This window comes from Pollutimonas bauzanensis (assembly GCF_900129885.1).
GTDB lineage: Bacteria > Pseudomonadota > Gammaproteobacteria > Burkholderiales > Burkholderiaceae_B > Pollutimonas > Pollutimonas bauzanensis.
On the sequence record NZ_FQXE01000001.1, the window covers coordinates 329,757 to 355,006 of the forward strand.

A 25,250-nucleotide genomic window follows, 5' to 3' on the forward strand; every position below is an offset into this window, starting at 1 on the left:
TGTTTATAGGGTGGGGGAAACATCGGCACCCGGCCCTGACGCGCGCTGCCATGCGAGGCGCGCGCCGATTACGATGGCGAGCGCCGAAATCATGGAACTATAGGCCAGGGTGGACAGGCCTGTCAGCCCCTGGCCGATCGAACAGCCGAACGCCAGCGCACCGCCCGCGCCCATCAGGACACCGCCCGCCATATGGCGCCGCATCTGGCGCGCCGACTCGAAACCCTCGAGCCTGCACCGGCCACGCAGGATGGCGGCAAGCAAAGAGCCGGCCAGCGCGCCCAGCACCACGGTCACGCCGAACCGCAAGCTCATGCCGCTGGCTATCATTGCATACTGGATGGTGTCGCCGATGGGCGCGATGAACGTCAGCGATGCCACGGGCACCGGTTCGAAGTCGTCGGCCCCCAGCCAGCCGGTGGCAAGCCAGCCTGCCACGACCAGCAGGCCGACGACGGCCCCGCCGGCCAGGTCCGCGGCGCGCCGCCCCGATTCGCGCGACCGGAAGGCAAAGCATGCAAGCGCCGCCGCCACGCCCCAAACCACCAGGGACCGCGGCAGGCCGCCGGGCACGGCGATCGAAGACGGGGTAACACTGGTCAATTCCGACACCCACACACGCAGCGGCGCGACGATGCCCGTAAGCGTCATGTAGGCGCCGATGCCCAGGCACAGCAGCACGACGAAGGACCTGAGATTACCCTGGCCCAGCAATACCAGCGCGCGGGCGCCGCAACCGTTGGCCAAGCCCATGCCATAGCCGAACATCAGCCCTCCCAAGGGCAGCAGCAGCCAGGAGAACGAAGGCATCATATACAGCGACTGGCCGAGGTCCACCAGGCCCGCCGCCGCAACCGCGTGCGTGCCTATCAGCGCGATGGCCAGCGCCAACGCGAAGGCGTGGAGCTTGTAGCCGGCGCGGCCCGACCAATATTCGGCGAGGCCGCGTTGCAGGCAGAATCCGCTCGCCTGGCCGCAGGCGCCGAAAACCAGGCCTATGGCCAGCCCCGCCCAGAGCGCAAGTTCAAGTGGCGACAGCATCAATTTGGATGGCTCAGCTGCGCGTTCCCCAAGTGTCGAAGGCAATGGCGCTGTACCATGCCGCGCCATACTCGGCTTCGAGCTTGCGGAAATTGTCGTCCGCCTCCTTGGGGCTGACCCCGCCCGATGCTTCCGCCAGCTTGCCGTCCTTCAGCTTATAAAGGTGCGCGACGGAGATCCCGTAGTCAGGCGCGATCAGGCTGTAGCAGGTATTGGCGAAAGAGGCTTGCGCCGGCGGCTTGCCGGCCAGCGCGTTTACGATGGCGGCCGCCGCCACCTTGGCCTGGGCGTTGGCGGAGAAGCCCGACTTGGGCATGGGCGCCGCAACGGTGGCATCGCCCACCACGTAGATGCCGGCGATGAGCTCGGATTCGAAAGTCTGGTGATTGACCGGCACCCAGCCGCTCTGGTTGGTCACGCCCGCCTGCTCGGCAATCGCGCCTGCCTTCTGCGGCGGGATGATATTGAGCACGTCTGCGGTATGGATATGGCCGAACTCGGTCTCGACAGAGCGCTGCTTGGCATCCACGCGAACGACTTTGCCGTCCTTGGCCAGCGGCACCCACTCGATCAGGTCGCCGTAGAACCGTTCCCAGCCCGCCTGGAATAGCCCCTGTTTGGAGAACGCATCCTTGGAATCCAGGATCAGGATCTTTGATTTGGGCTTATTGCGCTTCAGGTAGTGCGCCACCATGCTGACCCGCTCGTAGGGCCCCGGCGGGCAGCGGAAGGGGTTGGCCGGAGCCGCCATCAGAAAGGTGCCGCCGTCCGGCATGGCTTCCAGCTGTTTCCTGAGCAGGACGGATTGTTTGCCCGCCTTCCAGGCATGCGGCGCCAGCGCCGAGGCTGCCTCATCGTAGCCCTCCAGCGCGTTCCAGCGAAAGTCGATGCCGGGCGACAGCAGCAGCTTGTCATAGCTCAATACCCGGCCCGCCGCGAGGCTGACTTTTCTTGCGCCCGCATCCACGCCCGAGGCGTGATCGTGGATGACATTCACGCCCAGGGCACGCAGCTCGGCAAAACCGTGGCCTTGTTGTTCAAAGGTGCGCAGCCCGCCCAGATACAGGTTGCTGAAGGGGCAGGTGTAGTAGGTCTTGGACGGCTCGACCAGCGTGACCTCGATGGCCGGATTGCGCCGCTTGATGTACTTGGCCGCGGTGGCGCCGCCGAATCCGCCGCCGATTACCACCACGCGGCCCGCCGACGCACGCGCATGGCCCGCTACGGAAAACAGCAGGGCCCCGGCGGCGCTTGCCTTGCCGACACGGGCCAGCCACTGGCGGCGCGAAAATGTTTTTGAGCTATTCATGTTTAGTGGCCCCTTTTGCCGGACTGGGATGGAGACTGGGATGGGGCTTGCGACCTGACTTGCGAGAAATGGCGGGCAAGCGCGTTGAGCTCGTCGTCGCTGAAACCCCGGACGAGCCGATTCATGATCGTCGTGTTGGCCGGTGGCGCATCCGACTTGAATGCCTGCAACTGGCTGCTCAGGATGGCCTCGGGCCGTCCGGCGATCGAGGGAATGCCGCCAGGCGAGCGCCCGTCCGTCCCGTGGCAATTGGCACAGGCGGCCGCCAGAACCGTTACGTCGAATGTCGATTCAGCCGCCGCCGCGGGCAGCGGCGCGGCCCCTGCCAGGAGGGCTGACAGCAGGGCGCCCGCGCGCGCCGTTCTGAAAGCTGTACGCATAATTTTCCCTTGTTCAGTCAGTAGTAAGGTAACGCATGGTAACGAAACGGCGCTGCGATTCAAACGACCTTTTACGCTCGTACTTATGACCGTAAGGAATTTGCAATGGTTTTCCAGCGGGCTGCCGCCTTGCGTGGTTGCCGGTAAGATGTAGGCATCGCAATTCCTCTGGATGACCCGATGACCGCCGCCTGCGCCCGCGCCACGCCCGGCCCCTGCACCGACATACCGGCGCGCCTGGACCGCCTGCCGTGGTCGGCGTGGCATTGGCGCGTCGTGATCGCGCTTGGCGTGGCCTGGGTGCTCGATGGCCTCGAAGTCACGCTCGTGGGCTCGTTCGGCAGCATTCTCGAGCGGCCGGAAACATTGGGGCTGAGCGCCGCCCAGGTCGGCTGGGCGGGTTCGCTCTATATCGCCGGCGCGGTGATCGGCGCACTGGTTTTCGGCCGCTCGGCCGACGTGCTAGGCCGCAAGAAGCTTTTTCTCATCACGCTGACCGTCTATATGATCGCCACCCTGGCGACGGGGTTCGCGACCCAGGCCTGGTTCTTCGCCCTGTGCCGCTTCGCCACCGGGCTGGGGATAGGCGGGGAATACGCGGCGATCAATTCCGCCATCGACGAACTGGTGCCGGCGCGCGTGCGCGGCCGCGTCAGCCTGGCGATTAACGGCAGCTTCTGGGTGGGCGCGGCCCTGGGCGCGGGCTTGAGCCTGGTGGTGCTGGACGAAGCCATCGTGCCGGTCGAATGGGGCTGGCGGCTGGGATTCATCCTGGGGGCGGTGCTGGCCCTGGCCATCGTGCTGGTTCGCCGCGACGTGCCCGAGAGCCCGCGGTGGCTGCTCGTGCATGGCCGGGCCGAGGAAGCCGAGCGCATCGTCGCCGACATCGAAGCCCGCGTCGCGGCCCGGCATGGCGCGCTGCCGCCGGTGCCCAGGGATGCCCGGGTCCGACTGGGCGCCCGCATCGCGCCCCGCCTGGGTGAAATCGTGCATGTGTTCCTGCACATGTACCGGCGCCGCAGCGCCGTGGCCCTTGCCCTGATGGTGTCGCAGGCGTTTTTCTATAACGCCATCTTCTTCACCTATGCGCTGGTGCTGACGCGCTTCTACGGCGTGCCCGACAACCGCGTGGGGCTTTACATCTTTCCGTTCGCGCTGGGCAATGTCCTGGGCCCATTGGTGCTGGGGCCGCTATTCGACCGGGTGGGACGGCGCAAGATGATCGCCCTCACCTACATACTGGCAGGCGTAGGGCTCGCGCTGACGGGATGGGCTTTCCTGGAGGGCTGGCTGGATGCCCGCGGCCAGGCGCTATGCTGGTCGGTGGTTTTCTTCCTGGCCTCGGCGGCGGCCAGCTCGGCGTATCTCACGGTCAGCGAGGTCTTCCCGCTGGAAATGCGGGCGCTGGCGATTTCCCTGTTCTATGCGGCCGGAACAGGGGCCGGAGGCGTCGTCGGGCCGGTGCTTTTCGGCGCCCTGATAGAAAGCGGCCAGCCCGCCGCGGTCGCCGGGGGCTATGCTTTCGGCGCGGCCCTGGTCATTGCCGCGGGCTTTATCGCGCTGCGCTACGCCGTCGATGCGGAGCGCCGTTCGCTCGAAGACATCGCCGCGCCCCTGACCTCTACGCCGCGGCGGGCGCAAGACCGCTAACTGCGCGCGGACCGCGGTTTCCTTGCCCAGGTCATTCAGCGAGCTTGACGGTGTGGAAAGCGGCGGTTTCATAGGGAACCGTCACGACCGGCTTGCCGCGCAGCGCCGGCTGCGCGGCAATCAATGCCCTTACCTGCCCGTCGATTTCCGCCCGTTCCCGCGGCGCCAGCGCCGCGATAAAGCTGGTCGACGCGACTCTGTTGATGATGACGTCTTCAGGCGCGCCGGTATGGCCGTGTGAAAAATGTTCTTCATGCAGCGGGCCAAATCCCGGAAACGGGAATGCGCTGCGCCATGCGCCCGTGTAGTAGCGCGGCGTATCGCCTTCGGCCTGGTTGACGATCCGGTCGAGTTGCGCCACCCACTCGACGCGCGCGTCCCGCATGTTCCAGACCAGCCCCAGCTTGCCGCCTGGTTTCAGGACGCGGCGGATTTCGGCAAGCGCCTCGGCGCCTGCAAACCAGTGAAAGGCCTGCGCGCAGACCACGGCGTCCGCCGATGCGTCGGGCAAGCCCATGGATTGCGCCGTGCCGGCGAGGGCCTGGACCTGCGGCAGCGCCTCCGACAGCTTTTCGCGCATTTGCGCCACCGGTTCGATGGCAATCACCCGCGCGCCGGTCGCCGCCAGGCGATGGGTGAATTTTCCCGTGCCGGCGCCGAGATCCACGACCGTCTTTCCGGCTTGGAGACCCAGGGAATCGCGCAGCCAGTCCGCGACTCCGGGCGGATAATCCGGCCGGCCGCGGGCATAAGTGTCGGCCGCCGCCGTATAGCCATCCGCCGCGGCATGGTGTATGGCTTGCTGTGTTTTTTCGATCGGCATGATGCTCCTTTCAATTGCTGTTTGCCGAGTCAGGGCATCGGCGCCGGCGGCCAGCGCTTGTGTCGAGCCTTGTTGTTGGCGCACTACATCCTGGTCCCGCGCTGTTGCGACCCGTGTCGGCGGCTTGTTAAAATATCACGTCAGGCTTTTGCCCGTCAGCAAAATTCTCTCTTCACTCATCACCCAGGGAGGCGTTCCATGTCCACAACGCAGAGCGTCATTCCTCACGGCACCGCGCGGCCTTAAGTCGCCACTCGCCTGGGCGGGCCGCTGCCCGCCTGCGCAATACCCAGACTGCCGCAAGCCCGCGCCGGAATCTTTCCGGCGCTGCTCGAAGTCTCTTTTCGTTTCCCAACCAATGGAACCCTGGAACGCCTGGCGTCTCCGGGGAGCGGTAAATGACTCGCAAAACATTCGATTTCCGGGGACCCGCCTTCAAGGACGTCCTCGGCTTCACCTTTCTGCATTGGGGCAAACAGCCCTGGCGCATCTTCTGCATTGCGGCGCTGGTCCTGCTTTCGGCCCTCGCGGACGTGCTGACCCCCTTGTTCGCGGGGCGGCTGGTCGACGCCGTGGCTTCCGGCGCGGCCAGCGACGAGATCGCCTGGAATGCGGCGACGGCGGCGTTCTGGCTGCTGGCCGCGCTCGGGCTGGGCGGCACCCTGCTGCGCCAGTTGGTCTACCTGAACATCATATCGCTCACCCTCAAGATGATGAGCGATATCGCCGCCAACGCCTTCCACCGGGTCCAGCGTTTCTCGACCGACTGGCATGCCAACAGCTTCGCCGGCTCCACGGTGCGCAAGATCACCCGCGGCATGTGGGCGCTGGATCTGCTCAATGACACGCTGCTGATCGCGCTTTTTCCGTCGGTCGTCATGCTGGTCGGCGCGACCGTTCTGCTGGGCGTGCATTGGCCCCTGATGGGCGCGGTCGTAGGCATCGGTTCGCTGCTCTACATCGGCGTCACGGTCGCGCTTTCGCTGGGCTTTGTCGCGCCGGCCGCGCGCCTGGCCAACGCCTGGGATACCAGGATGGGCGGCGCCTTGGCCGACGCGGTCGGCTGCAACCCGGTGGTCAAGGCCTTTGGCGCCGAGGCGCGCGAAGAGGTGCGGCTCGCCAAGGTCGTCGGCAAGTGGCGCAGCCGCACCCGGCGCACATGGATGCGCGGCACTTTCAATGGCGGGGTGCAAGGCGGCATGCTGGTGGCCATGCAGGCGTCCATCCTCGGCGCGGCGCTCCTGCTGTGGGTCCGCAACCAGGCCAGCGTGGGCGATATCACTTTCGCCCTGACCATGTTCTTCATGCTGGAAGGATATTTGCGCGATGTAGGCATGCACATCCGCAACTTGCAGCGCTCGGTCAACGATATGGAAGAACTTGTGTCGCTCGAGCGCCAGTCCCTGGGCGTTGAAGACAAGCCCGGGGCCGGCCCCATTGCCATCGGCAAGGGCGAGATCCGCTTCGACAATGTCACCTTCCGCTACGGAACCCATTCCAGGCCGCTGTATTCGAATTTCTCGATGCGTATCGCTCCCGGTGAACGCGTGGGGCTGGTCGGGCACTCGGGGTCGGGCAAGACGACATTCATCAAGCTGATCCAGCGCCTGTATGACATCAATGAGGGCAGCATCAGCATAGACGGGCAGGATATCGCCAATGTGCGGCAGGCCTCGCTGCGCAAGCAGATCGCCATCGTCCAGCAGGAACCGGTATTGTTCCACCGCTCGCTGGCCGAGAACATCGCCTATGCCCGCCCCGGGGCCACCCCCGCCCAGATCGAGGCCGCGGCCAGGCTGGCCAGCGCGCATGATTTCATCGCCGCTTTGCCCAATGGCTATGGAACCCTCGTGGGCGAACGCGGTGTCAAGCTGTCGGGCGGCGAACGCCAGCGCGTAGCCATCGCGCGGGCCTTCCTGGCGGACGCGCCTATCCTGATTCTGGATGAAGCGACCTCCAGCCTGGACAGCGAGAGCGAAGTGCTCATCCAGCAGGCCATGGAAAGGCTGATGGTGGGCCGCACCACGCTGGTCGTCGCCCATCGGCTTTCCACGGTGCGCGCCCTGGACCGGCTGCTGGTGCTGGACCGCGGCCGGGTCGTCGAGGAAGGCAGCCACGAAACCTTGATCCGGCTGGAACATGGCTTGTACCGGCGCCTGTTCGAACGCCAGGCCCTGGAATTGACCAAAGGGTTTTCGCACGAGGACGCGAGGGATGCAGGCCGGGAAACGAGCCCGGCCGCATCGGCGTTGCCCGCAACCGTGGCGGCGGCCTGACGAAAAGGCAGCCAATCAACAAAATAAACCAGAAATCAGGCAGGCGCCGGGAACGTTATTTGCTACGAGAGGTCTCAAGAGTTGAAAGAATCTACCTGTCCCAAAATGGAGATACCTATGTCGAATGACAGCATCCCGCTGATTCTATACAGCGTGGGCGCGCTCCTGCTTGGCCTTCTCGCGCTCATGCATTGGCGGGACCAGAGGGAAAGCAAGGACACATCGCGCAACACAGTGCCGAGGCGGCCCTCCCGCCGGGCCCGGGCGCCAGGCAACAGCCGGCGCGCCAAGGCTGCGGCCGCGTACCGATAACGCAAGCCGCCCTTTCCGCAGACCAGAAGGACTGCTCGCGCCGGCCGGCGCGAGCAGTCCCGCGCGCGGCGCCGCGCCGCGGCGCCTTCACGCCGTTGGCGGCCAGACCCGTGAACAGACCGCGCGGCGGCTGAAAGCGCCTATTGGCGCTTGTCGGTGCCCACTGTGGTGTTGGAGCCTTCGTTGGACGAGGAATCCGAACCTGTGCGCATCGGCGCGCCCGAGGGCGGCACATTGGATGATGGCGCGGTTTGCGCCGGCTGGCCGGGAGAAGTCGGCACGGATGACGACGTCCTGTCCTGGCCATGCAGCCTCGGGTTGGGCGTGCCGGTCGTCGCGGGCTTGTCGGTTCCGGGGACGGTGCTTTGCGGCGCCTCGCCCGGCGCGGTGGCCGAGGCGGGCGGCACACTGGTGGAAGGAGCCTTGGTCGGCGGAGAGTTCGGGGAAGGCACCGCGCTGTCCAGGGCCTCGCCCGGCTGCTGGGTGCCCTGCGCGTTGGCCGCCGCGAACGGAATGGCCAACATGGCCGAAATCAAAAGCGTCTTTTGTAGCATTTTCATAAAAACCACCTTTTTGTCAGATGCCGCCAGTTATCGTAATGAGTCATAGAGGACGCAGCGGCCCCTCTAATCCTTTAAGTCGGCGGGAACTTTGCCGCCGTTCTCGCCGAATTTGCGCATGACTTCCTTGTGCAGCCAGGTATTCATGGCTGCGGAATCATCGGTACTTCCCGTGTAATGCAGTTCGGCCGCAAGCTGCTTGCGCGCAGCCAGGCTGCTGTCGAGGCCCAGGAGCTTGAGCAGGTCGACGATGGAGGTCTTCCAGTTGAGTTTTTCCGGATGCTTGGACTGCATCTCGGTCAGAACCGCCTCGACATCGACCGGCTGGCTGGCCGGGGTTTGCGGTGTGCCGGGAGCGGAAGTGCCCGCGGCGCCGCCTGCGGGGGCCGGCGCCGCCGCGGAGCTTCCCGTTCCAGGGGCGGGCGCCGCCGTTGGCGCAGGCGGGCTGTCGGCTGGATGCGCCGAAGGAAATATCTTGGCGAGGATGCTCTTGAAAATAGACATAAGCGTACTCCTTTCTGAATAGGCGTAACGGCGTGGCGCCGCTGTAGAGTCCTAGCAAGTCCCGTGCCCTTGCGCTTTCCCTTCGCCGTTCGGCCCAAAGCGCAGAGGCGCGCGCGCGGATTGCGCGCAATGACCGGCCGAATGGATGTGCCCCGCACCGGCAAGCGGCGGATGGGCGAATCATTACTGAATTACTACGATGGAATCTCAATGTAACCGCGGAGAGTGACCACGATGCCCTACTTCACTGAACTAGCCCGCCAAGAGGACCCAGGCAAAGAGCAGCTTCATGAATTCATGGACGCCGCCAGGCGATTCCTGCTCGACCTGCTGAATAATCAACTGCAGCTGGATCATCCGCGGCCCGCGGACGCGCCGCCGCTATTCCTCGAATTGCGGGAAGAGGCCCTGGCCGTGTTCCGGGAATATGTCTATGCCAGGTTCGAGCAGTTGCACAATGAACTGGACCGGGTCAGCCTGGCGGCGCTGCGATCGTCCGGCCTGACGGGGCGTCCCCAATACCTGAAGCTGCGCGCCTTGGCGGAACTGGAAAAGTCGCCCGACGACGCAGCCGCATACTGGCCCCGCGTTGGAAAGATGCACCAGCAGGTCGACGCCATGCTGGACTCGATACTCGAGCTTCCCAAGATTGCCGCGCCCAGCGTGGACATTCAAAACTTCCTGGGGCTCTTCAAACAGTTCAGGTCGACAGTGTTCAGCATGGTCAATGGCTGATTCCGTCAGCCCCCATCGACCGCGCCGGGCGAGCCGGCGGGCCAGCCCGGCAGCCGGGCGAAATCCAGATGGCGGGCGGCGGCAGGCGCCAGTTGCGCCCCCGGGCGCGATGGGGCGGGCAGCCTGGGGATGATGCCCAGCAGCGGCGCGGCGATGCGCGAGGCAAGCGCCTCCACGGTTGCCGCGCTATTGGGCAGGTCGGCATCGACGGTATTGGCCACCCATGCGGCCAGCCGCAGCCCGCGCGCGGCAATGGCCTCGGCCGTCAGCAGCGCATGGCTGATGCAGCCCAGGCGCAAGCCGACCACCAGTATCACCGGCAAGCCCAGCTGCCGGGCCAGATCAGCCGTATCGAAGGCCGCATTCAAGGGAACCCGGAAGCCGCCCACGCCTTCGACCACTACCGCCTCGGCGCGCAGAGCGGCCTGCCTGTAGCAGGCCAGGATGTGCGCCAGATCTATCATACGGCCCTCCAGCGCCGCGGCGATGTGCGGCGCCGTGGGCTGGCGCAGCAGGTAAGGCGTCGCCAGCGATGCCGGCAGCGCCACGCTGGCCTGGGCGGCCAAGGCATCGGCGTCATCGTTATGCCAGACGCCGCCGCGCAGATCGGCGCCGGCGGCCACGGGTTTCATGCCGGCCGCGCGCACGCCGGCTTGCGCCAAGGCGTATAGCAGGCTGCTGGCGACCAGCGTTTTGCCGATTTCGGTATCGGTGCCGGCGACAAAATAGGAACAGGCTGGATCAGGCATGGGCCATCACGCTTTCAAACACCGCGGCGGTGCGCGCCGCCAATAGGTCGCATTCGCCATCATCGAGAATATATGGCGGCATCAGGTAGACCGTGCGCCCTATCGGCCGCAGCAGCAGTTCGTTTGCCAGCGCCTCGGCGAAAAATCGCTGTGAAAAGCCGGCGGCCGCGGCGGGATCGTCCAGCGCGGCGTCGAACGCCCAGATCATGCCGCGCTGCCGGAAATCGCGCACCCGCTCATGCGCCGCCAGCGGGCGCAAGGCAGCCGTGATGCGCTGCGCGCGCCGCCGATTGGCGTTGAGCACATCGTCCTGCTCGAAGATTTCCAGCGTGGCCAGGGCCGCGCGGCAAGCCAGGGGATTGCCGGTATACGAATGGGAATGCAGAAAGCCGCGGGTCACGTCCGCGTCGTAGAAGGCCTGGTAGATCGCCTCCGTCGCCATGACCAGCGACAAGGGCAGGTAGCCGCCGCTGATGCCTTTGGACAGGCACAGCAGGTCGGGCCAGACCGGGGCGCCATCGGCGCCGCTCGCCGGGGCCTGCTCGGACGCGAAGAAGGTGCCGCTGCGGCCGCAACCGACGGCGATCTCGTCGAATATCAGGTGGACCTGGTAGCGATCGCATAAAGCGCGCGCCAGCGCAAGATAGACCGGATCATGCATCGCCATGCCCGTGGCGCATTGCACCAGGGGCTCGACGATGAGCGCGGCGATATGCCCCGCGCGCTGCTGCAGCAAGGACTCCAGCGCGGCGGCGGCGCGGCGCGCCACGTCCGCGGCGCTTTCGCCCGGCAAGGCGCCGCGCGCATCGGGCGACATGACGACATGCGCCTGCCGCAGCAAGGGGCCGTAGGCATCGCGGAACAAGGCCACATCGGTGACCGCCAGCGCGCCTATGGTTTCCCCATGATAGCTTCCCTTCAGGCAAATGAATTCCTGCTTGGCGCCATGACCGGCATTGCGCCAGGAATGGAAGCTCATTTTCAGCGCGATCTCCACGGCCGAGGCCCCGTCCGACGCATAGAAACAGTGGCCCAATGCGTTGCCGGTGCGCGCCGCCAGGCATTCCGACAAACGGATCACCGGCTCATGCGTAAACCCCGCCAGCATGGCGTGTTCGAGCTTATCCAGTTGATCTTTGAGCTGCGCGTTGATGCGCGGATTGGCATGGCCGAACAGGTTGACCCACCAGGAACTGATGGCGTCCAGATAGCGCCTGCCATCGGCGTCATATAGCCAGGCGCCGCGGCCGTGGCTGACCGCGACCAGCGGAACCGTCTGGTGGTGCTGCATCTGGGTGCAGGGATGCCAGACGCTTTTCAGGCTGCGCCGGACCATGTCCGACTTGCCGGCTTCATCACGCATGCCGGGCCGCCAATACTTTCAAGGCGGCGACCAGGCGCGCGACTTGTTCCGTGGAATGCGCGGCGGACAATGATATGCGCAGGCGGGCGGTATTGTCGGGCACTGTCGGGGGCCGGATGGCGGGCACCCAGATGCCCTGTTCGCGCAGCCCTTGCATCAAGTCCAGGGCCAGGGCGTTATCCTCGACGATAAGCGCGTGTATCGCGGTCTGCGAGGGCAACAAGCGCCATGGCAGGCCCGCCAGGCCGTCCTGCAATTGCCGGCCCAGGCGGCGCAGATGCTGCTGGCGCTCGTCGCCCGAGCGCAACAGATCGAGCGCGGCCAGCAAGGCGCTGGCCAGCAGGGGCGGGCTGGCGGTGGTGAACACATAGGTGCGCGCCCGCTGCAATAGCCATTCGACCAGTGTCGCATCGCCGGCGACAAAAGCCCCCGCGACCCCCGCGGCCTTGCCCAGCGTGCCCATGTACAGCACGCGCCGCGAGGCGAGGCCGAAATGGGCCAGGCTGCCCCTGCCCTGCGGACCCAGCACGCCGAAACCGTGCGCGTCATCCAGCAACAGCCAGGCGTCATGGCGCTCGCAAAGCGCTACGAGTTCGGGCACGCGCGCAATATCGCCGTCCATGCTGAATACGGCGTCGCTAAGGATCAGTTTGCGGGGGCTGGCGCTTTGCGCCAACAGCGCTTCCAGCTGCGCCATATCGCTATGCGCGTAGATGTGCACGTCGGCCTTGGACAAACGCGCGCCGTCGATCAGGCAGGCGTGATTCAGGCTATCGGAAAATATGCTGTCGCCCCGTCCGGCCAGGGCCGGGACTATCCCCATATTGGCCATATAGCCATTGGAAAAATAGAGCGCCCTGGGCATGCCGACAAAGGCCGCCAGCGCAGCTTCCAATTGTTCCATCGCCCCGCTGTGCCCGCTGATCAAGGCTGATGCCGACGCGCCGACGCCATAGTGGTCGAGGCCGCGATGGGCCGCGGCAATCAGCGCGGGGTGGTTCGCCAGGCCAAGATAATCATTGCTGCAGAACGCCAGGTAGCGCTCGCCCCCGACGGTCAGGCAAGGCCCTTGCGGCCCCTCCACGGAGCGCCGCAGGCGCAGCAGCTTGCGCTCCTGCAATTGCGCCAGCTGGGCGGCTATGTCGGTTATCAAATCGCCCATGCCGCCCGCTCCGGTAGCGCCTTGCGGCTGCGGCCCAGCTGCCGCTGCGAAGAAATGATTTGAAGTGTCGTCACGCCCAGCCCTTGTATTCGTTATTGGATGGAGCATGGTATGGGTTCAGAGCGCCCTTATGCAACACCGGCTTTGACGTATGGTTGGGCGAAGATGACGGTTTTTAGCCTACACCTGGGTAAAATTCGGATTTCAAAATTCAACCGCGGGCTATCTGCGGCTATCTTCCCGGCCGGCAAAATTGTATGCAATTGAGACGGCTCCAGGCCGCCGCGGGCTTTGACGCGGGCGGCGACAACATTTGGCAATGAAGCCGTCCCGGCGGGCGTGCTATCGTTGGTGAATGAATACGGGAGCCTGGATAGCCATCGGTGTGGCGATAGGCGCGGCCATAGGCAGCGCGATGGACAATATCACCGGCGGCATTGGAATCGGCATTGCCATCGGCCTGGCGCTGAATCTCGCCAATCGCGGCTGACGGAGCCGGCATGCGCCGGCCGCCGCGGCTATTTATTGCAATATCTGCACTGACTTCGCGTCGACTTCCACCTTGCCGGCAAACCCCTTGTCGACCTCGCCATTGATGCGGACCTTGGTCGTCTCATTTACGGGCGCCTTGGGGAAGATCTTGTCATCGATCTCCACCTGCACTTCCCCCGTGCCATCGGAAAACATATATTTTTCGTCGGACACCTTCCTGACCAGCATGCCCGTGAGCATCACCTTATCGTCGTCTTTGGACTTTTCAAGGACGTCGGCGACCGATGCCGCGCTCACCTTTTCCGAAGGCCCGGTATATTGCGCGCTGGCCGGCGCGAGGAAGGCGCTGGCGGCTCCCAGGGCGACAACGGCAAAGGCAGCCTTCATTTTGGATTTGCTCATGTATTGCTCCTTTTGGTTGAGTCCAGAGCCATCCTAGCATGCGCATGGGGGCCGGGCGACCGCGCCGGCGTGAGGAATTGTTGCCGCGGCGGCGCCTGGACCGCCGTCACAGGACGCCGATGTCCAGCAGGGTGAAATGGCCCTGCTCCAGCCATCCGCCGGTATCGATATGAACCACATTCCCCAGCGCGACCACCTCGCGCAGCGGCGTATGCCCCACTATCACGGCGTAGACGTTCTGTACGACGCTTTGATCGCTGTACTGGGTGCGCTCGCGCGACCAGATGGTCGTCATGCGGCCTGGCTTCCCGGCCAGGGCCGCCGGCAAGTCCTTCCAGTCGCGCACCGGGCAATCCGCATGCAGGACCCCGACCAGGCCCTTGGCGGTTTCGACTTCGATGGCGTAGGGCAGCTTGTCGAAAGCCAGGCCGAACTCCTTCTGGCGCTGCGCCGGCAGCCCCAGAAACCATCCGCCGCCATTGGCCATGTAATTGTCCACATCGACGCGCCCGGTCAGGCTGTGGCGTATCGCGTAGTCTTCATGGTTGCCGCGCACGGCATGGAACCAGGGCTGGGCCAGCCAATCCAGCGCGAGCTCGCATTCCGGGCCGCGGTCCACCAGATCGCCGACGCTGAACAGCCGGTCTTTACCGGGCGCGAAGCCGCAGGCGGCGAGCGCCTCTTGAAGACGGCTGAAATAGCCGTGTATGTCGCCCACCACGAAATCGCGCCCCGCCGCGTTTTTCCCGAAGTGCCTGATCATTATCCGGGTCGCGAAATTCCCGACAGCGCCTGGCTCGCGGCCTCGGTATCGGCCGCGTCGACAGCCAGATCGCCCAGGGCGACGATGCCCACGAGCCGCTTGTCCGCATTGACGATAGGCAGGCGCCGGATCTGGTTCTGGCTCATGATTTTGCATGCCTGCTCAACTGAATCGTTCTCGTAAGCCCACATTATCGTGTCGGACATGAGGTCGCGCACCTTGGTATTCGGATCGCTGCCCTGCGCAACCGCGCGGATGACAATGTCGCGGTCCGAGATGACTCCTATCATCCGGTCATGCTCGCCTATCGGCATAAGGCCAAAACCGCCGTCGCGCATCTGCCGCGCGGCATCCTTTATCGTTGCGTCGGGATTAAGGATCTTGACATTATGAGTCATTACATCTTTAAGCTGCTGCATAGATATCTCCCAGTTTAATCCATCAAGAAAAACATTTGGAAAGGTTTTACCCGAGGCCCTGCCCTGCGCGCGGCGGCCTCCCCCATTGAGCCGAGGGCAAGCGGCATGCCACTTGCTTGCCTGCGCCGCGGCGGGCAACGGGCCGCAAGCACCCTTACAGGAGAAACCATGAAGACCATTCTAAGCACAATTGCGATATCCGCGGGCATTTGCGTGGCCGCGCTTGCGCGCGCCGATGTCGTGGTGCAAATGCACGAGGTGAACGAGAAAGGCGCCGCGGCCTCGGCCGGCACGGTCACCATATCCGAATCCAAGTATGGGCTGGTGTTCACGCCCCAGCTGAAAGGCCTTGCGCCGGGAATCCATGGTTTCCATGTCCATCAGAAGGCCAGCTGCGAGCCAGCGGACAAGGACGGCAAGCCGACCGCCGCGGGCGCGGCCGGCGGCCACCTCGATCCCGAAAATACCGGCAAACATGGATTCCCCTGGGGCGATGGCCATTTGGGCGACCTGCCGGCGCTCTATGTGGACGCCCAGGGCAATGCCGGCAATCCCGTCATGGCTCCGCGCCTGCGCAAGCTGAGCGATGTCGCCGGGCACGCCCTGATGGTGCACCAAGGCGGCGACAATCATTCGGACCACCCCCAGGAACTGGGCGGCGGCGGCGCCCGCATTGCTTGCGGAGTCATAATGCAATAGGCTGGAGCCATGAATTCGCAATCCTCACTCCTGCCCGGTTTTCCTGCGCGCATCGAAAGCAGGCGCCGGCGCTTCCTGTTTGCCGCCCTGGCGGCCCTGGTCCCGCTCTGCATGGCCGGCGCCGCCAGCGCCCAGCAAGCCGTCGATCCCCAGGCGGCGCCCAATGATTTCGTTCAAAGCGTCGGCAACAACGCCTTGAATGCCGTGCGCAGCGATGCCGCGGCGAAACAGGGCGACCTGCGCCGCATCAATGAGCTGATAGACCAATACCTGCTGCCCTATGTGAATTTCGAAAAGACCACCCGCCTGGCCGCCGGACAAAGCTGGCGCAGCGCCACCGCGCAGCAGAAGAGCGATCTCGTCGATGCTTTCAGGGGCACGCTCATCCGCACCTACGCCGGCGCGCTGGCCAATGTCGATAAAATCGCCGCCCTGAACGTCCTGCCCTTCCGCGGCGACCTCGACGCCCGGGACGTCGTGGTGCGCACGATTTTTTCACAACACAACGGCCCCGCGGTCGCCGTCGACTACCGCCTGGAAAACACGGCCCAGGGCTGGAAGATTTACGACCTGAATGTGGAAGGCATCTGGCTGATACAAAACTACCGGAACCAGTTTTCGCAGCAGGTCAGGCAAGACGGGATCGACGGCTTGATTGCGGCGCTGAACCGCAAGAATCGATAGCCCTGGAAGCGCTAGGGCGGGCTTGCGCCGTCGATCAGCGCCAGGGCCCGGGCGATGGCGCCGGCATCCGTGGGGCGCACCAGCCTCGCCTGCTCCTTGCCGTCGCGCAGGAAGATCAGGGTCGGCCAGAGCTTGACGGCAAACGAACGGCCCAAGGGGCGGCCGCTGCCGTCCTCCACCTTGATATGGCGGATGGCAGTGTGTTCGGCAAAGGCCGAAGCGATGGCTGGCTGTGCGGCGCGGCAATAGCCACACCACGGCGCGCCGAATTCCAGCAGGGTCGGCCCCGCCAGCGCGTCGATATCGGCGCGGACGGGCTCGACAGCCGCATAGTCGTGGATCATGGGCATAGCGCTTCCCCTGAATGGCGAATTACCCGCGCCGGATTGCCCACCGCGACGGTGTTTGCGGGAATATCCTTGGTGACGACCGAGCCGGCGCCAATGACACTGTTCTCGCCGATACTCACCCCGGGCAGGACTATCGCGCCCCCGCCCAGCCAGACGTTATCGCCTATGACTATGGGTTTGGCGGCTTCCAGCTTGCTGCGCCTGGCGTCGGGGTCTATCGGGTGCGTGGGCGTGAGCAATTGCACATTCGGGCCTATCTGCACGTCGTTTCCGATCGCGATAGCGGCGACGTCCAGCGCGACGAGCCCATAATTGATGAAGGTCCGAGCTCCGATGGTGATATGCGAGCCGTAGTCCACATAGAGCGGCGGCCTGACCTGCGCGTCAGGCGCGATAGCCCCGAGCAGGGCTTCCAGAAAAGGCCGCGCCGCCTCGCGGTCGGCCGGATAGACCTCGCCATAGCGATGCGCGAGCTCCATCGCCCGCCGGGACGCGGCCGCAAGCTCGGGATCATCGGCGATATAGGGGTCGCCGGCAAGCATTCTTTCGCGGTTGCTGCGGCTGTCATTGTCGAAGAGTCCATTCATGCAGGGTCGCCTCCAGTTTGGCCATATGTCGTACTTTATCCCCATAATCTGTGCACAACCCTGGGGAAAACCTGGGGTCCTGTCGCCTAACGGTAATAAATCCGCGGCTTCAAGGTTCACTGGACAAGGAATACGCAGCGCGGGCAAGCTGTTTGCCTGCCCGCCCCGGGGGAGGGTCAGGGCTCGCGCGGCAGCGCATAGGCAATCACATCGTCCCCCGCCTTGGTGCCCAGCGATCCATGGCCGCCCGCCACGACAAGCAGGAACTGCCGCCCGTCGGCGCCGGTATAGGTCATAGGCGTGGCCTGGCCGCCCGCGGGAAGCCGGCTCTCCCAGAGCTGCCTGCCGTCCGTCACGTCATAGGCGCGCACGTAGTTGTCGAGCGTGCCCGACAGGAACGCGACGCCGCCCGCCGTCATGATGGGCCCGCCGATATTGGGCACGCCCATTCTGAAGGGCAAAGGCAGCGGCGAGCTGTCGACCACGGTGCCGTTCTTGTGCTTCCATGCGATCTTGCCGGTGGCGAGGTCCGCGCCGGCGACATAGCCCCATGGCGGGGCCTGGCATGGCAGCCCCAGCGCGGAGGTGAATGCGCTGAGCTTGACCGCGAATGGCGCCCCGAAATTCTCATTCAGCGCGGGCAGGCTGTCCTTCGGGCGTTCGCTGCCCTGCACGTACAAGGTCGTATCGTCTTTGCGCGGCACCAGTTGCGAGACAAAAGCCAGGTAAGTCGGCGTCGTGAAGGCCACTTGGCGCTGCGGATCGACCGCGATGCCGCCCCAGTTGAAAACCCCGAAATTGCCTGGGTACACCAGGGTGCCCTGGATCGACGGCGGCGTGTAGCGGCCCTCGTAGCGCAGCTTCTTGAAGGCGATGCGGCAGGCAAGCTGGTCGAACATCGTGGCGCCCCACATATCGGCGCCCGTCAGGGGCGGCGGATCGTAGGACAGCGCCGAAACCGGCTGGGTCGCGGCGCTGCGGTCGCCCTCGGCGGCGCCCTGCGGCGCGGGCGTTTCCGTCACCGGCAGCAGCGGCTCGCCGCTGCGCCTGTCCAGCACATAGAGTTCGCCCTGTTTGGTCGGCTGCACCAGGGCCGGAACGGTTTGGCCTTTTATTGTCAAATCGACCAGGCTGGGCTGCGCCGGCACATCGTAGTCCCAAAGGTCATGGTGCACCGTCTGGAAATGCCAGCGCACCTTGCCGGTGGCCAGGTCCAGCGCCACGACCGACGACGAATAGCGCTCCACCGCCTCGCTGCGCTTGCCGCCCCACTGATCGGGCGGCTGGTTGCCCAGCGGCACATAGACCATGCCCAGTTTCTCATCCACGCTGGCGGGCGCCCAACTGTTGGGCGAGTTGGCGGTGTAGCTGGCATCGGCGGCAATGGGGGCGGTGGCATCCGGATTGCCGGAGTCCCAGTTCCACACCAGCGCGCCCGTATCGACATCGTAGGCCCTGATCACCCCGGAAGCTTCTTTGGTGGAAACATTGTCCAGCACCGTTCCGCCGACAATGAGCAGGGATGCCGTGACCACCACGGGCGAGGTCGAATAATACGAGCCCGGGTTGACGTTGGGCATATTGGCCCACAGATCGATCTGGCCGGCGCCCTTGCCAAAGCCCGTGCACACTTTGCCGCTTTCGGGATCGAGCGCGATGACGCGGCCGTCCGCGGTGGGCATGAAAAGCCGCGCCGGGCAATCGGCGGCGGCGGGGCCGCCGGCCGCGGCGATGGGCAGAGCGGGATCGCTCGACGGCGCGGATGCCGGGCCGGCAGCCGCCGCGCCGGTGCCGGTTTCTGCGGCCGGCCGCGGGCTGCCCCCGCCCGCGGCCTCATGATAGGAAAGCCCGCGGCAAGTCAGATGCTGCAGCGCGAGGCTGCCCTGCACTTTGGGATCGTAGCGCCAGATCTCCTTGCCGGTGGTGGCATCCAGCGCAATGACGGATTGATGCGGCGTGCAGAGAAAGAGCTTGTCGCCTATCTTCAGCGGCGTGACTTCGAACGTGGTTTCGACCGGATCGCCGGGGCCGCGCATATCGCCGGTCTTGAAGTGCCACGCGGCCTCCAGCTTGGCGACATTGTCGGGCGTGATCTGTGTCAGCGGCGAATAGCGCTGGCCGTAGCCGCTGCGCCCGTAGGCATGCCATTCGCCTGCCGGTATCGCCTGGCTTTCGGCGGCAAGTTGCGCACGCGCGGCGGGCAGCGCGCCTTCGATGCGCTGCGGCTCGGCAAACCATGAGGCGATGGCCGCCAGCAGGAACAAGCCCAGCGCCAGTGTCAGCGCCAGGCCGGCGCCGCGTACGGCCGACACTTGCGGCCCGGTCCCCGGGTAGGCCGGCTGGCGCCTGGTCAGGGAACGGGTGATCCAGGGCGTCAAAAGCGCCAGCCCCACCACGAACAGCACATCGCCGCGCGCCGCCAGCGGCCACCAATCCAGCCCGGCCTCCCACAGGCTCCAGGCCAGGGTGGCGACGACCAGCAGGGCGTACAAGTACAGTGCGGCGGGGCTGCGCTGCGCAAGCAGGGCGCTGCTTGCAAGCAGCGCTATGCCGGCGCAGAGGTAATACCAGGAGCCGCCCAGCGCTATGAGCCATCCTCCTCCGATGATCAAGGCCGCGCCAAAAATGGCGATGATGATAGCCGCTACGGTCAGAGCGGGGTGTCGCCGCGTGCTTTGCATGATCCCTCCCGGCTCAGGAACGATCACGCAGTTCGCTTACGCCTTCGCCCTGCGCGCAATGATTGCAGCAGAACATGCGGCCGTTTTCCTCCAGGCCGTGGCCTATGATGCGCACGCCGCAATGGGCGCAGACCGGCGCCAGCGTCTGGATGGCGCACTCAAAGCTGTCGAAGGTATACATTTTTCCATCTAGCGCCGTCATCTGAAATGACTTATCGTAATCGTTTCCGCAGTTGTCGCATCTCGCCATGGCCGTTCCCCTCGAATGAGTAAATAAGGCAAAGCCAGCAAGCGGCGTTCCTGAACCCCTATCCTGATCTGGAGCCAGCATGAAAATATTAATGGTTTTGACCTCGCACGGCCAATTGGGAAACACCGGTGAAAAAACAGGCTTCTGGCTTGAAGAGTTCGCCGCGCCCTACTACGTTTTCAAGGATGCCGGCGCGGACATCACGCTTGCCTCGCCGCGCGGCGGCCAGCCGCCGCTCGATCCCAAGAGCGTTGCGGCCGACGCGCAGACCGAAGCGACCCGGCGCTTAAAGGCCGACAAGGCCGCCCAGGCGGCTCTCGCCGGCACGCTGGAACTGTCGCGCGTTTCGGCCGCGGACTTCGACGCCGTGTTTTATCCCGGCGGACATGGCCCTTTGTGGGATCTGGCGCAGGATGCCGCGTCGATTTCCCTGATCAATGCCATGTTCGCCGCCGGCAAGCCCGTCGCTGCCGTCTGCCATGCGCCGGGCGTGCTGCGCCATGCCAGCACCCCGGACGGCGCGGCCCTGGTGCAGGGTAAAAAAGTCACGGGATTCAGCAACACGGAAGAAGAAGCCGTGGGCCTGGCCGGCGTAGTGCCCTTCCTGGTCGAGGATGTGCTGAAAAAGGATGGCGGGCTTTATTCCAGGGGCGACGACTGGCAAGCGCACGTGGTCACCGACGGCATATTGGTCACCGGCCAGAACCCCGCCTCTTCCGAGCCGGCCGCGCGCGCTTTGCTGGAGCTTCTCGCCCCGGCGCAATAGACGGCTTTTCCTGGCCGGGCCGGCCGCCCGGCGCGGGGCCGGCGCGTGCTATCCCCCATTGCGCGCCGGGTCGGGCGGCGTGTGGGCCAGGCCGGCATCGTCTTCCGGGACCACCTTGTCGACATCCACATCCTCGGCCGATGAAATATCTATCCTGTTTTCCACGGCGGCCCGCTCTCCGGTATTGCCCCGGTCGCTGTCGGCGTCCGGCGTGCCGGCCGGCATATCGCTGCCGGAATCCGAAGAGTCGCTGGGGCCCAGCGCCGCGTCGGTAAGGCCGGTCTTTATTTCAGTGGCCTCTTTGGCGAATTTGCGATCCTTTTCAGTAGCCATGGCGGCCTCCTGTGAGTTGGGTGAAAAGGGTGAATCAGCAATTTCCAGGCCCGGGCCCGCGCCGCAGGGCCCGGGCTGGCCTCACGGCGGAGCGAACCGGTAGAATTCGCGCAGCGCCTCGACGGCCTCCTGGGCGCTGTCGACCATGACGAACAGCTGCGCATCTTCCGCGGCAATCATGCCTTCTTCGATGAGGAAATCGAAATCCACCAGGCGCTGCCAGAACGGCCTGCTTACCAGCACGATGGGGATGCGCGGCATTTTGCGCGTCTGCACCAGCGTCAACACTTCGAACAGCTCATCGAGCGTGCCGAAGCCGCCGGGAAAAGCAACCAGCGCCCTGGCCCGCAGCAGGAAATGCATCTTGCGCAATGCGAAATAGTGGAAACGGAATGCCAGTTCCGGAGTGATGAAGGGGTTGGGGTACTGCTCGTGCGGCAAGGTGATATTCAGTCCTATCGAGCGCTCGCCGGCTTCGAAGGCGCCGCGGTTGGCCGCTTCCATGATGCCCGGCCCCCCGCCCGTCATCACCACGAGATCGCAGGGCCCTTCGTGCTCGAAACAGCGCGAGGCCATCTCCGCGAAGCGGCGCGCCTCTTCGTACCAATGCGATTGCTCGACGCGGCGCTTGGCCAGGGCCCAGGCGCGCTTGAGGCTCTGCTCATCCGGCTGCGCATGCATCTGCTCGCGGACCAGGGCCAGCGCCGCCTGCGCGTCCTCCGGCGACAGGATGCGCGCGCTGCCGAACACCACTATCGTGGCTTGCACGCCATGTTCGCGCAAGGCATGCTCGGCCTTGAGCAGCTCCAGCTGCATGCGCACCGGCCGCAGGTCCTCGCTGGCGAGAAACGCGATATCTTCCTGCGCCAAGGCATAAGCCTGGCCCTGCTGTATGGCTTCCTGCAGGGCGTGGCGCCGGTCGGCATCGGGAAAAACATTCTTCATGGCAAATTTCCAGACTCAAGGATGGCCCGCAGCGGTCCCGCGCGGGCGGTGCCGCCTCATGGGCGGCGCAAGGGTTTTTTGACGGGGGAGCCGGACATTTCATAGCCGGCCGGATAATGGATAAGATTGTGAAAGATCGAGGCGTGGTCGCCGAGGTTGCGGTAGCCGTGCGGGCGGTCGGCCGCGAAACGGACCGCGCTGCGTTCGGCCAAGGGCGCCCAGCGCCCATCCACCAGCAATTCCATCGCGCCGCTGATCACCACCACATGCTCAATGACTCCGGCGGCGTGCGGCTCGGACAGGCGCACGCCGCCCGGCGGCAAGGTAAGCTCCAGCAGCTCGAAGCCAAAATGCGCATCGTAGGGAAATAATGAGGTTACCAGCAAAGGATCCGCCGCGAGGCTCTTGCGCGGCGGCTTCCCGCCCTGGGACAGCGCGCCGTCGAGCAGATCGCCGGCCGGCGGTTCCAGGAAGGACGAAATGGACGCCTGGAAGCCGTGGGCGATTTTCCACAGCGTGGCGATAGTGGGGCTGGATTCCGCCCTTTCTATCTGGCCGAGCATGGCTTTGCTGACGCCGGTCTCCTGCGCGGCCTGCTCCAGGCTCCAGCCGCGCTGCTTGCGCAGGCTTTTCAGCGCTTGCGATAGATAGGCATTGGGTTCTTGCATGGCGATGTCGCGTGTCGGCAAAAAATAAGTCCTTGTTTCCGTATCGGAGCTTGTACGCTATAACGCACGATGCTAGCATAGCCCCCTATCGAGCGTTATAACGCACAAACGGCCAGCCGGGAAGATCGTCCATGGGCAACTATTTCAAGATTTCGCATATTTCCTCCGGCTTCATTGCCGTGCTGGTCGGCTACAGCAGCTCGGTGGCCATTGTCTTCCAGGCGGCCAACGCGGCCGGGGCCACGCCGGCCGAGCTGGCCTCATGGATGTGGGCGCTGGGCATAGGCATGGGCGCAAGCTGCATCGGCTTGTCGCTGCGCTACCGCAGCCCGGTGCTGACCGCCTGGTCGACGCCCGGCGCGGCGCTGCTGGTCACGGGGCTGTCGGGCCTGAACATGAGCCAGGCCATAGGCGCCTTCCTGTTTGCATCCTTGCTGATCACGATTTGCGGCGTTACAGGCTGGTTCCAGAGAATCATGCAGTACATTCCGCGCCATATCGCGGCCGCCATGCTGGCGGGCATCCTGGTCCGCTTCGGCATGGAGCTGTTCACCGCCATGCAGTCCCAATGGGTGCTGGTGGGCCTGATGTTTGCCGCCTTCCTGCTGGGCCGCGCATGGCTGCCCCGCTATACCGTGCCGCTGGCGCTGGCGGTGGGCGCGGCTTATGCGGGCATGCGGGGCCTGTTGCACCTGGAGGTCTTGAACTGGACGCCGGCAAAACCATTGCTGATGATGCCGGATTTCTCCCTTTCCGCGCTCGTGGGCGTAGGCATCCCTTTGTTCATCGTGACCATGACCTCGCAGAATGTGCCGGGGCTCGCGGTATTGCGCGCCAACGGCTATGAAACACCGGCCTCGCCCTTGATCAGCTGGACCGGCTTCACCGGCCTGCTGCTGGGCCCGTTTGGAGGATATTCTTTCAACCTCGCGGCCATCACCGCGGCCATTTGCATGAGCAAGGATGCCGATCCGGATCCGCGGAAACGCTATATGGCTTCGGTCTGGGCCGGCGCCTTCTATTTGACGACGGGCTGGTTCGGGGCGACAGTGGTCGGCCTGTTCACGGCCTTTCCCGCGGAGCTGGTGGCCGCTATCGCGGGGCTGGCCTTGCTGGGCACCATCGGGGCCAGCCTGGCCGGCGCGCTTGCCGATGAAACCGGGCGCGAGGCCGCCCTGGTGACCTTCCTGAGCACCGCATCGGGCTTGAGTTTCCTGGGCATAGGCAGCGCATTCTGGGGGCTGGTCCTGGGAATCGCCGTCCATTTGCTGGGCGCCGGCAAAAGAGCCCGGGCCCGCCATGCCGCGGCCGGCGCCAACCTGGAGCCTCGGCCCACCGCCACGACGAACGGCTAGCCGGCGCGCCCGGGCCGGTTCACCGGGCCACTTTGCGCACGGCTATGCCTTTTCTTTCGAGCGCCCGGCGTATGGCCTGGGCGAATACGACCGCGCCCGGCTGGTCGCCATGGATGCACAGGGTATCGGCGCGGACGACGATGTCCTCGCCCTGCACCGTCGCAACCCGGCCCTCGGCGACCATGCGCAGCACCTGCCGGATGGAGGCATCGACGTCGACGATCATGGCATGCGCCTGTTTGCGCGGCGTCAGCGAGCCGTCGCTCTGATAGGTGCGGTCGGCAAAGACCTCTTGGGCTACGTTCAGGCCGATATCGGCGGCGACGCTGGCCTGGACGCTGGAAGCCAGGGCGTAGAACACCAGCGAACGATCCACGTCATGGACGGCTTGCGCCACCGCCCGCGCCAGTTCGGGACTCCTGGCAGCCATGTTGTACAAGGCCCCATGGGCCTTGACATGATGCAGGCGGCCGCCCTGGCTGGCGGCGACGCCGGCCAGGGCGCCCACCTGCACGACCACCATGTCGTAGGCATCGTCGGGGCTGATGTCCATGCCGCGCCGCCCGAAACCGGCCAGGTCCGGCAGGCCCGGGTGCGCGCCCAGCGCCACGCCGTGCCTGATGGCCGCCGCGACAGTCTTGCGCATGACGCCGGGGTCGCCGGCATGGAAGCCACAGGCGATATTGGCCGAGCTGACGTGGGGCAGGATGGCTTCGTCCTGCCCCATTTCCCATGGGCCAAAGCTTTCGCCCATGTCGCAATTCAAGTCTATCGATAAGGTCATAGTGGGTTCGAAGAATTTGCTGATCGGATAAACGCCAGTTTATCGCCAAGACCGGCAAAGGCAAGCGAACCCCGCTCGTCGACATGGGGCCAGGCATCGGGCACTATGCCTGGCGGCCACCCCTTTTTTGCCGCCGGGCCGCCCCAAGGCAAAAAGCGCACCACGTTTGGGGATGAGCCCGGACACAAAACAGTCCCTGCGGACTGTT

Annotated in this window: 28 protein-coding genes; 8 read left to right on the forward strand and 20 right to left on the reverse strand. The window is 65.2% G+C overall.

Annotation, left to right across the window (positions count from 1 at the left end; all coding sequences use genetic code 11):
* Positions 1-3: 3 nt before the first annotated feature.
* Genes BUB23_RS01660 through BUB23_RS01670 form a run of 3 tightly spaced genes read right to left on the reverse strand, consistent with a single transcriptional unit; the run spans position 4 to position 2,730 of the window.
* On the reverse strand, positions 4-1,041 hold the full coding sequence (locus BUB23_RS01660; RefSeq protein WP_073101323.1) for a YeeE/YedE family protein: 1,038 nt from the start codon (positions 1,039-1,041) through the stop codon (positions 4-6).
* Between the two features lie 13 nt (positions 1,042-1,054).
* On the reverse strand, positions 1,055-2,350 hold the full coding sequence (locus BUB23_RS01665) for an NAD(P)/FAD-dependent oxidoreductase (protein WP_073101325.1): 1,296 nt from the start codon (positions 2,348-2,350) through the stop codon (positions 1,055-1,057).
* 2 nt (positions 2,351-2,352) lie between these two features.
* Positions 2,353-2,730, reverse strand: coding sequence for a c-type cytochrome (locus BUB23_RS01670; RefSeq protein ID WP_073101327.1), 378 nt, complete (start codon positions 2,728-2,730; stop codon positions 2,353-2,355).
* A 180-nt stretch (positions 2,731-2,910) separates the two neighbouring features.
* On the opposite strand from BUB23_RS01670, the gene BUB23_RS01675 reads away from it, so the two are divergent.
* Positions 2,911-4,380 (forward strand): MFS transporter, encoded by a 1,470-nt coding sequence (locus tag BUB23_RS01675; protein ID WP_073101329.1) that lies wholly within the window; start codon positions 2,911-2,913, stop codon positions 4,378-4,380.
* Positions 4,381-4,411: 31 nt separating this feature from the next.
* Here BUB23_RS01675 and BUB23_RS01680 read toward each other — a convergent pair whose 3' ends face one another.
* Positions 4,412-5,203, reverse strand: a complete 792-nt coding sequence (locus BUB23_RS01680) for a class I SAM-dependent methyltransferase (RefSeq protein WP_073101331.1) — start codon at positions 5,201-5,203, stop codon at positions 4,412-4,414.
* A gap of 398 nt (positions 5,204-5,601) precedes the next feature.
* Between BUB23_RS01680 and BUB23_RS01685 the strand changes: the two genes are divergently transcribed.
* Positions 5,602-7,479, forward strand: coding sequence for an ABC transporter ATP-binding protein (locus BUB23_RS01685; RefSeq protein ID WP_084135630.1), 1,878 nt, complete (start codon positions 5,602-5,604; stop codon positions 7,477-7,479).
* Between the two features lie 452 nt (positions 7,480-7,931).
* Here BUB23_RS01685 and BUB23_RS26590 read toward each other — a convergent pair whose 3' ends face one another.
* Together BUB23_RS26590 and BUB23_RS01700 are read right to left on the reverse strand one after the other, a co-directional pair.
* Positions 7,932-8,351 (reverse strand): hypothetical protein, encoded by a 420-nt coding sequence (locus BUB23_RS26590; RefSeq protein ID WP_143160842.1) that lies wholly within the window; start codon positions 8,349-8,351, stop codon positions 7,932-7,934.
* Positions 8,352-8,417: 66 nt separating this feature from the next.
* On the reverse strand, positions 8,418-8,855 hold the full coding sequence (locus tag BUB23_RS01700) for a DUF3597 domain-containing protein (protein ID WP_073101334.1): 438 nt from the start codon (positions 8,853-8,855) through the stop codon (positions 8,418-8,420).
* A gap of 234 nt (positions 8,856-9,089) precedes the next feature.
* On the opposite strand from BUB23_RS01700, the gene BUB23_RS01705 reads away from it, so the two are divergent.
* Positions 9,090-9,590 (forward strand): hypothetical protein, encoded by a 501-nt coding sequence (locus BUB23_RS01705; RefSeq protein ID WP_073101335.1) that lies wholly within the window; start codon positions 9,090-9,092, stop codon positions 9,588-9,590.
* Between the two features lie 5 nt (positions 9,591-9,595).
* On the opposite strand, the gene bioD is transcribed toward BUB23_RS01705, so the two are convergent.
* Genes bioD through bioF form a run of 3 tightly spaced genes read right to left on the reverse strand, consistent with a single transcriptional unit; the run spans position 9,596 to position 12,864 of the window.
* Positions 9,596-10,339: a dethiobiotin synthase gene (gene bioD / locus BUB23_RS01710; protein WP_073101336.1), complete on the reverse strand. Its 744-nt coding sequence runs from the start codon at positions 10,337-10,339 to the stop codon at positions 9,596-9,598.
* Positions 10,332-11,702 (reverse strand): adenosylmethionine--8-amino-7-oxononanoate transaminase, encoded by a 1,371-nt coding sequence (gene bioA, locus BUB23_RS01715; protein ID WP_073101337.1) that lies wholly within the window; start codon positions 11,700-11,702, stop codon positions 10,332-10,334. Before bioA ends, bioD begins: the two co-directional genes overlap by 8 nt.
* Positions 11,695-12,864, reverse strand: a complete 1,170-nt coding sequence (bioF, locus tag BUB23_RS01720; protein ID WP_073101338.1) for an 8-amino-7-oxononanoate synthase — start codon at positions 12,862-12,864, stop codon at positions 11,695-11,697. Before bioF ends, bioA begins: the two co-directional genes overlap by 8 nt.
* Positions 12,865-13,219: 355 nt before the next feature.
* Between bioF and BUB23_RS27530 the strand changes: the two genes are divergently transcribed.
* Positions 13,220-13,354 carry a glycine zipper domain-containing protein gene (locus tag BUB23_RS27530; RefSeq protein WP_281255533.1) on the forward strand — a complete coding sequence of 45 codons (135 nt, stop codon included), beginning with the start codon at positions 13,220-13,222 and terminating at the stop codon, positions 13,352-13,354.
* Positions 13,355-13,386: 32 nt separating this feature from the next.
* Here BUB23_RS27530 and BUB23_RS01725 read toward each other — a convergent pair whose 3' ends face one another.
* The 3 genes from BUB23_RS01725 to BUB23_RS01735 all read right to left on the reverse strand — a co-directional run bounded on the left by BUB23_RS01725 (position 13,387) and on the right by BUB23_RS01735 (position 14,940).
* Positions 13,387-13,758: a YgiW/YdeI family stress tolerance OB fold protein gene (locus BUB23_RS01725; protein WP_245801128.1), complete on the reverse strand. Its 372-nt coding sequence runs from the start codon at positions 13,756-13,758 to the stop codon at positions 13,387-13,389.
* A gap of 106 nt (positions 13,759-13,864) precedes the next feature.
* Positions 13,865-14,521 carry a metallophosphoesterase gene (locus BUB23_RS01730; protein ID WP_073101339.1) on the reverse strand — a complete coding sequence of 219 codons (657 nt, stop codon included), beginning with the start codon at positions 14,519-14,521 and terminating at the stop codon, positions 13,865-13,867.
* The gene (locus BUB23_RS01735; RefSeq protein WP_073101340.1) at positions 14,521-14,940 is read right to left on the reverse strand and encodes a CBS domain-containing protein; all 420 of its coding nucleotides are present in this window, start codon (positions 14,938-14,940) and stop codon (positions 14,521-14,523) included. The genes BUB23_RS01730 and BUB23_RS01735 overlap by 1 nt, the downstream gene beginning before the upstream one ends.
* A gap of 168 nt (positions 14,941-15,108) precedes the next feature.
* Between BUB23_RS01735 and sodC the strand changes: the two genes are divergently transcribed.
* Together sodC and BUB23_RS01745 are read left to right on the forward strand one after the other, a co-directional pair.
* Complete coding sequence (sodC, locus tag BUB23_RS01740; protein ID WP_073101341.1) at positions 15,109-15,639, forward strand: superoxide dismutase family protein; 531 nt, start codon at positions 15,109-15,111, stop codon at positions 15,637-15,639.
* 111 nt (positions 15,640-15,750) lie between these two features.
* Positions 15,751-16,323, forward strand: a complete 573-nt coding sequence (locus BUB23_RS01745) for an MlaC/ttg2D family ABC transporter substrate-binding protein (RefSeq protein WP_245801144.1) — start codon at positions 15,751-15,753, stop codon at positions 16,321-16,323.
* A gap of 11 nt (positions 16,324-16,334) precedes the next feature.
* Here BUB23_RS01745 and BUB23_RS01750 read toward each other — a convergent pair whose 3' ends face one another.
* From BUB23_RS01750 to BUB23_RS01765, 4 genes are all read right to left on the reverse strand, one after another.
* A complete protein-coding gene (locus BUB23_RS01750; RefSeq protein WP_073101343.1) occupies positions 16,335-16,673 on the reverse strand; it encodes a thioredoxin family protein in 339 nt (112 codons plus the stop codon).
* Positions 16,664-17,260, reverse strand: coding sequence for a sugar O-acetyltransferase (locus tag BUB23_RS01755; RefSeq protein WP_073101344.1), 597 nt, complete (start codon positions 17,258-17,260; stop codon positions 16,664-16,666). Before BUB23_RS01755 ends, BUB23_RS01750 begins: the two co-directional genes overlap by 10 nt.
* 176 nt (positions 17,261-17,436) lie before the next feature.
* On the reverse strand, positions 17,437-19,941 hold the full coding sequence (locus tag BUB23_RS01760; protein ID WP_073101345.1) for a glucose/quinate/shikimate family membrane-bound PQQ-dependent dehydrogenase: 2,505 nt from the start codon (positions 19,939-19,941) through the stop codon (positions 17,437-17,439).
* Between the two features lie 13 nt (positions 19,942-19,954).
* Entirely contained in the window at positions 19,955-20,122 is a 168-nt protein-coding gene (locus BUB23_RS01765) for a hypothetical protein (protein WP_245801129.1), read from the reverse strand.
* 148 nt (positions 20,123-20,270) lie between these two features.
* Between BUB23_RS01765 and BUB23_RS01770 the strand changes: the two genes are divergently transcribed.
* The gene (locus BUB23_RS01770) at positions 20,271-20,957 is read left to right on the forward strand and encodes a type 1 glutamine amidotransferase domain-containing protein (protein WP_073101347.1); all 687 of its coding nucleotides are present in this window, start codon (positions 20,271-20,273) and stop codon (positions 20,955-20,957) included.
* Positions 20,958-21,005: 48 nt separating this feature from the next.
* Here BUB23_RS01770 and BUB23_RS01775 read toward each other — a convergent pair whose 3' ends face one another.
* The 3 genes from BUB23_RS01775 to BUB23_RS01785 all read right to left on the reverse strand — a co-directional run bounded on the left by BUB23_RS01775 (position 21,006) and on the right by BUB23_RS01785 (position 22,924).
* A complete protein-coding gene (locus tag BUB23_RS01775) occupies positions 21,006-21,290 on the reverse strand; it encodes a MatE family transporter (RefSeq protein ID WP_073101348.1) in 285 nt (94 codons plus the stop codon).
* 81 nt (positions 21,291-21,371) lie between these two features.
* Positions 21,372-22,235: an LOG family protein gene (locus BUB23_RS01780; protein WP_073101349.1), complete on the reverse strand. Its 864-nt coding sequence runs from the start codon at positions 22,233-22,235 to the stop codon at positions 21,372-21,374.
* 56 nt (positions 22,236-22,291) lie between these two features.
* Entirely contained in the window at positions 22,292-22,924 is a 633-nt protein-coding gene (locus BUB23_RS01785) for a helix-turn-helix domain-containing protein (protein ID WP_245801130.1), read from the reverse strand.
* 110 nt (positions 22,925-23,034) lie between these two features.
* Between BUB23_RS01785 and BUB23_RS01790 the strand changes: the two genes are divergently transcribed.
* A complete protein-coding gene (locus BUB23_RS01790; protein WP_084135632.1) occupies positions 23,035-24,258 on the forward strand; it encodes a benzoate/H(+) symporter BenE family transporter in 1,224 nt (407 codons plus the stop codon).
* A gap of 19 nt (positions 24,259-24,277) precedes the next feature.
* On the opposite strand, the gene BUB23_RS01795 is transcribed toward BUB23_RS01790, so the two are convergent.
* Entirely contained in the window at positions 24,278-25,042 is a 765-nt protein-coding gene (locus BUB23_RS01795; RefSeq protein WP_073101350.1) for a LamB/YcsF family protein, read from the reverse strand.
* Between the last annotated feature and the right edge of the window lie 208 nt (positions 25,043-25,250).